The sequence below is a fragment of the Rhodobium orientis genome (assembly GCF_003258835.1).
GTDB lineage: Bacteria > Pseudomonadota > Alphaproteobacteria > Rhizobiales > Rhodobiaceae > Rhodobium > Rhodobium orientis.
In genome coordinates, this window is the sequence record NZ_NPEV01000019.1 from 37,457 (window position 1) to 43,937 (window position 6,481).

Genomic DNA, 6,481 nt, shown 5'->3' on the forward strand with positions numbered 1-6,481 from the left:
GCGACCGCGCGCCGGCGCCTTCGCGCCGTCAGCCCCAGTGGCGCCTGAACGTCCAAAAAACTTAATCCGGGTGCAGGTCGCAGCCGGCGACCGCGTAGACCCGGTCGCGGCCGAGGAGATGCGCCGCCATCAGGTGGCGCGGCACGACCGGCTCGAACGCCCGGTCGCAGACATTGAGCCCGCCCGTATAGACGCCGAAGGCCGGCAGCACGAGGCGGGTACCGTCGGTGACGAAGCAGCGCCGCCTGAGCGAGCGCCCGCGCACCCGGATGCGGGCCGCCGGATGCAGGTGCCCGGCGATCTCGCCCGGATGGGCCCCAAGCGCCGGCTCGTGGCGAAAGACGATGTCGCCGCAGGCTACCTCCGCATAGACGTCGCCGCCGAAACCCTCCGGCACGTCCGGGTCGTGATTGCCGGCGATCCAGATCCACTCCCGCCCCGCCTGCAATGCGGCGAGCCGCTCGCGATAGGGTTCCGGCAGCCGGTCGGGCGCGGCGCGGTCGTGAAAGCTGTCGCCGAGGGCAACGACGATCTTCGGGCGATAGAAGGCAATAACGTCTGCGAGCAGGTCGAGGGTCACCGCCGTGTCGTAGGGCGGCAGCATCACGCCGTGGCGGGCGAAGCTGGACCCCTTTTCGAAATGCAGGTCGGCGACGACGAGCGCCTGCTCCTCCGGCCAGAAGAGGGCGCCGGACGGATGCAGACGGAAGGCGGCATCGGCAAGGCTCAGGGGCCCGTCCGTCATCATCTCGGGATCGGCGCGCCGCGCCGCGTCATGGAGCATCCCGTTCCGCCTCGCCTTCCGTCCCGTCCCGCGTCAGCGCCTCGCGCTCCAGGCTCGCCGCGGCCTCCATCAGGAGCGCCTCGTCAGCGGCCCCGGAGATGGATTCCCGGCCGATTTCCAGCATCACCGGCATCGCCAGCGGCGTCACCCGGTCCGAATCACTCAGCATGATCCGACCCTTGATGCGGGAAAGCAATTCGCCGAGCCGGTGGATGTCGAGGAGGCCGCGCGCCGCGTCCGCCCAGGTCGCCTGCAACAGGATATGGTCCGGCTCGTGGCTGCGCAGCACGTCGTAGATGAGGTCGGAGGAGACGGTGACCTGGCGCCCGCTCTTTTCCTTGCCCGGAAAGCGCCGCTCGATCAGCCCGGCGATGACGGCGCAGGCCCGGAACGTGCGTTTCAGGAGGTAGGATTCGGCCATCCAGGCTTCCAGGTCGTCGCCCAGCATGTCCTCGTCGAAGAGCTCGTCGAGGCTCGGCCGGCCGGCCTTGAACCGTGCACCGAGGTCGGAGAGCGCCCAGACGCTGAGCGCGTAATCGCTGGCAACGAAGCCGAGCGGCCGGGCGCCGATCCGCTCCAGCCGGCGGGTGAGCAGCATGCCGAGGGTCTGGTGGGCGAGCCGTCCCTCGAACGGATAGGCGACCATGTAGAACCGTCCGGCGCGCGGAAAAGTCTCGACGAGGAGCGAATCGCGCCGGGGAAGCAGCGAGGTGTCGCGCTGTAGCAAGAGCCAGTCGCGCACGGCCTCCGGCAGCCGCTCCCAGGCATCCGGGTCGGCGAGCATCGCGCGCACAGAGTCGGCGAGATAGGTGGACAGCGGGAACTTGCCGCCGGCATAGGCCGGGATCTTCGGCGTCTCGGCCGTGGCGCGGCTGACCAGCGCCTCGGCTTCCCGAAGCGCCTCGAAGCGCAGCACCTCGCCGGCGAACAGGAAGGTATCGCCGGGCGAGAGGCTCTCGATGAAGGCCTCCTCGATCTCGCCGAGCACCCGGCCGCCGCGCCCGATGGTGCCGCCGCGTTTCCGGCTCGAAAGCCGCACTTTCAGCATCGGCGCCTCGACGATGGTGCCGACATTGAGCCGGTACTGCTGGGCGACCTTCGGATTGGCGACCCGCCACAGCCCCTCGCGGGTCCTGCGGATGCGCGCGAAGCGCTCATAGGTGCCGAGCGCATAGCCGCCGGTGGCGACGAAATCGACGACGCGGGAGAACGTCGCCCGGTCGAGCCCGGCATAGGGCGCCGCCGAGGTTACCTCGTGATAGAGCGCTTCATCGGAGAACGGCGCGGCAACCGCCATGCCGAGGACATGCTGGGCAAGGACGTCCAGCGCCCCGGGCCGGGCCGCGGGCGTGTCCTGCGCCCCCACATAATTGGCGTCGAGCGCCGCCTGGCATTCCAGCACCTCGAAGCGGTTGGCCGGGACCAGCAGGGCCTTGGACGGCTCGTCGAGCCGGTGGTTGGCGCGGCCGATCCGCTGGGCAAGCCGGCTCGCCCCCTTCGGCGCGCCGACATGGACGACGAGGTCGACATCGCCCCAGTCGATGCCGAGGTCGAGGGTCGATGTGCAAACGACGGCCCGGAGCGCCCCCGCCGTCATCGCCTCCTCCACCTTGCGTCGTCGCCCGACATCAAGCGAGCCGTGGTGGAGCGCGATCGGCAGTCCGTCCTCGTTGATCCGCCACAGCTCCTGGAAGACGGCCTCGGCCTGGCTGCGGGTATTGACGAAGATGAGCGCCATGCCGTGCGCCTTCACCGCCCGGTAGACGTCCGGCAGGGCGTAGCGCGCCGAATGGCCCGCCCAGGGGATGCGCTCGTCCGATTTCAGGATCTCGATGTCGGGCTTTGCCCCGCCCGCCACCTCGATGAGGTCGGCAAGCTGCGGCGGCGCACCCGCCTGCTGCGCCACCAGCCAGGCGCGCAGGTCGTCCGGCGCGGCCACGGTTGCCGAAAGCCCGATGGTCCTGAGGTCGGGGGAATGCGCGCGCAAACGGGCAATGCCCAGGGAAAGGAGATCTCCGCGCTTCACCGTCGTCAGCGCGTGCAGTTCGTCGACGATGACGGTGGAAAGGTTGGCAAAGAACCGCCGCGCGTCGCGATAGGCAAGGAGCAGCGAGACCTGCTCCGGCGTCGTCAGAAGAATGTCGGGCGGCGACAGGGTCTGGCGCCGGCGCTTGTGCTGCGGCGTGTCGCCGGTGCGGGTCTCAAGCGTGATCGGCAATCCCATCTCGGCGACGGGCGCTTCGAGATTGCGGGCGATGTCGACGGCAAGCGCCTTCAGCGGCGAGATGTAGAGGGTGTGCGGGCCTCGTGCGGGCGCGCCGGGCTTCTTCCTCATTGCCGCCGCCGCGGCGAGGTCGGTCAGGCTCGGCAGGAAGCCGGCGAGGGTCTTGCCGGCGCCGGTCGGCGCAATCAGAAGGACCGAGCGCCCGGCCCGCGCCCGGGCGAGGAGATCGAGCTGGTGGGCGCGCGGCTGCCAGCCGCGGGTCTCGAACCAGCGGCGGAACACTTCCGGCAGGTCGGGCTCGAGCGGATCCGCGTTCACCCGATCAGTGGTAGGGGAACATGCCCGCGGCGTCGAGCGGCAAGGAGGGAACGGCAGCGCCAATGCCGGTGACGGGCCGCCGGGTGCGACGGACGTCGGACCGGGTGAGGACGCAGTTGCGCCCGGCGCCCTTGGCCTCGTAGAGGGCGTGATCTGCCGCCGACAAAAGGCTTTCCAGGTCGTCGCCCGGCTGCTGGGCGGCGACGCCGATGGAAACGCTGAGATTGACCGTAAGGTTGCGGCTGGTCACGGTGCGCGCGAACACCGCCTTGCGGATGCGCTCCGCCGTTGCCCGGCCGACCTCCTCGTCCGCATCCCGAAGGAGCACGGCGAATTCCTCGCCGCCCATGCGGGCCACCAGGTCGCTGGTCCGGCACTGGGTGCGCAGGACGTCAGCGAGCACCACCAGCGCCTCGTCGCCGGCAAGGTGACCGAGGCTGTCGTTGAGGCGCTTGAAATGATCCGCATCGATGAACAGCAGACAGCGCGGTCGGCGCGCCTGGGGATCGCTGCCCAGGAGGGCGCTCGCCGAGCGGGCGAAGGCGCTGCGGTTCCAAAGCCCGGTGAGCGCGTCGCTCTCCGCCGCGCGGCGCAACTGCCGCTGCGCCTGGGCCAGCTCATGGTAGGACCTGGCCACCTGATAGGCGACGACGGGAGCAACCAGGGCGGGAACGCCGAGGGCGACCGCGAGGGAGAACTCCCTCAGCCCGACCTCGATCATGGTCAGGATACCGACGGTCAACAGCACCGACACGACGACGGACAGAACCGTCACCCGCAGCGTGAAGAGACGCATTTCCCTGGAGGAATCGTAGTCCATGGAATCCGTGCTTGCTAAACCGCGTTAATTTTCCACCCTGCCCGTATTTCGTAGCAAGGCATACCCTGCAGGTTGTGCATAAACGTGAGTGTTTTTCCCTAACAGGCCCTGGAATTTTACCGGGCAGCTAATTCTGGGTTAACGGAATCGCTAAGACAGAAGCCGCCGTCTGGCGCATCCGGCCCACGGTTCCTATCTAAGGTCGGCGCGACAGGGCCGGTGACCGCCCCCTGCCGCCCCTGGACCGACGAACAGCCTTGCCGGGAGCCCGGATCGCCCATGACCAACGATACCCTCACCCGTTTTCTCGGCGGCTCGCCCGGCCGGGTGATCCTGCGTCTCGTCCTGATGTCCCTGCTCGTCGGGCTGGTGCTCTCCGCCTTCAACATTCACCCGCTCGATATCTTCGACGGCATCCGCAACCTCGTCCACCGCATCTACCAGATGGGGTTCGAGACGATCGAGCACATCGCCGGCTACTTCCTGCTCGGCGCCGCCGTCGTCGTGCCGATCTGGTTCGTCATCCGCCTCCTGAACATGGGGCGCGACAGCCGTTAGGACAGGCGGCTGCGGTGGCGACGCGCGGTGTTTACTATGCACGTTCCGCCCGGCTCAAACAAACGAAAAACAGAATATGCTAACGTAACTTCCGGTTTTCACAGGCGGGCGCCATTCATATTTGCGCCAGATGCCCATTTACCTTGGCCGGGACGTATTTCTACGATGCGTCACATTGCCTGCAAAGCAGCCTTGCAAGCGGTTGCATCCCGGACCTAAATATTGACCAGGCAAAAACCGATCGGGACCTGCGGCTCTCCTCCCGTCTGCCCTGCCCGACCATTCGATTCCCACTGAGACATCAAGACGGCGCCAAGGCAGCTCCGGCGCCGTCGCGACAGCCATGGCACGGATCGCCTGCCGTAAAGGCGATCGTCCCGAACGGCCGGGATCGAAATCCCCGTCCGTCGGCAGCCAGGCCCGACCGCACGCCGCCCGGGTCCTCCCCCCGTCCGGTCTCCGCGCGGCCTGGCGCAGCGCAGGAAAGGACATCCCATGTTGCAGAAACGCACCTTCGTCATGCCGGCAATGAGCCTCCTCGGCCCCGGCGTCCTCGCCGATGCCGGTCCGGAGATCGTCGGCCTCGGGCTGAAGAAGGCCCTTGTCGTCAGCGACCAGCCGCTGGCCAGCCTCGGCCTCGTCAAAAAGATCACCGACATGCTCGACGCCAACGGCATCGCGTACGCCGTGTTCGACAAGGTGATGCCGAACCCGACCTGCAAATGCGTCGAGGATGGCACCGCGCTCTACCGGGCCGAGGGCTGCGATTTCATCGTCTCGCTCGGCGGCGGCTCGCCGCAGGACGCCGCCAAGGCGATCGGCATCCTCGCCGCCAATGGCGGCGACATCCGCGACTATGAGGGCATCCACAAATCGAAGCTGCGCACGCCGCACATCATCGCTTTCAACACCACCGCCGGCACCGCCTCCGAAGTGACCATCAACTACGTCATCACCGACGAGACACGGCACATCAAGATGGTCATGGTCGACAAGAATTGCCTGGCGACCCTTGCCGTCTCCGATCCGGAACTGATGGTCAAGAAGCCCGCCGACCTGACGGCCGCGACCGGCATGGACGCGCTGACCCACGCCGTCGAAGCGTATCTGTCGATCGGTGCCTTCGAGCTTTCCGACACCCTCGCCTATGAGGCGATCAGCCTGATCGCCAAATATCTGAAGCGCGCCGTCGACGACGGCACCGACATGGAGGCCCGCTCCGGCATGGCCTGGGCGTCGTTCGTCGCCGGCATGTCGTTCAACAATGCCGGCCTTGGCTACGTCCACTCCATGGCCCACCAGCTCGGCGGCCAGTACGACCTGCCGCACGGCGTCTGCAACGCGGTGCTGCTGCCCCATGTGGAACGCTTCAATGCCCCGGCCGTGAAGGAAAAGCTGGCAAAGATGGCCGGCGCCCTTGGCGTCGACACCACTGGCCTCAGCGTCGACGAGGCCTCGGCCGCCGCGCTCGATGCGATTGCCGCCCTTTCCGTCAGCGTCGGCATCCCGGACGGCCTCGCCAAGCTCGGCGTCAAAAAGGAAGATATTCCGCTGATGGCCGCGAACGCCATGGAAGACGTCTGCAAGGGCACCAACCCGCGCCCGGTCACGGTCGAGGATACCATCGCCATCTACGAAGCCGCGATGTAACGCGCGGCTCCCGGAGCGTATTCCCCGACCGGCGGCCCGGACGGGAATGCGCCCCGACATCGAGCGCTAGGGCGTTTCCCGTGAATCCCTAGTCACGCGAAACGCCCTCGGGGGAGAGGGTGCGGCC

The 6,481-nt window shown here is 67.8% G+C and carries 5 protein-coding genes; 2 read left to right on the forward strand and 3 right to left on the reverse strand.

Annotated features, from left to right (window positions below):
- Nucleotides 1-61: 61 nt before the first annotated feature.
- From pdeM to CH339_RS10590, 3 genes are read right to left on the reverse strand one after another with little or no spacing between them, the layout of a single operon-like run.
- Nucleotides 62-784 (reverse strand): ligase-associated DNA damage response endonuclease PdeM, encoded by a 723-nt coding sequence (pdeM, locus tag CH339_RS10580; RefSeq protein WP_111434324.1) that lies wholly within the window; start codon nt 782-784, stop codon nt 62-64.
- On the reverse strand, nt 774-3,326 hold the full coding sequence (locus CH339_RS10585) for a ligase-associated DNA damage response DEXH box helicase (protein ID WP_111434325.1): 2,553 nt from the start codon (nt 3,324-3,326) through the stop codon (nt 774-776). Before CH339_RS10585 ends, pdeM begins: the two co-directional genes overlap by 11 nt.
- A gap of 4 nt (nt 3,327-3,330) precedes the next feature.
- Nucleotides 3,331-4,146 (reverse strand): GGDEF domain-containing protein, encoded by an 816-nt coding sequence (locus CH339_RS10590; RefSeq protein ID WP_111434326.1) that lies wholly within the window; start codon nt 4,144-4,146, stop codon nt 3,331-3,333.
- Nucleotides 4,147-4,425: 279 nt separating this feature from the next.
- On the opposite strand from CH339_RS10590, the gene CH339_RS10595 reads away from it, so the two are divergent.
- Both CH339_RS10595 and CH339_RS10600 read left to right on the forward strand, forming a co-directional pair.
- Nucleotides 4,426-4,704, forward strand: coding sequence for a DUF6460 domain-containing protein (locus CH339_RS10595; protein ID WP_111434327.1), 279 nt, complete (start codon nt 4,426-4,428; stop codon nt 4,702-4,704).
- Nucleotides 4,705-5,199: 495 nt separating this feature from the next.
- Nucleotides 5,200-6,354: an iron-containing alcohol dehydrogenase gene (locus CH339_RS10600; protein WP_111434328.1), complete on the forward strand. Its 1,155-nt coding sequence runs from the start codon at nt 5,200-5,202 to the stop codon at nt 6,352-6,354.
- The last annotated feature ends 127 nt before the right edge of the window (nt 6,355-6,481 follow it).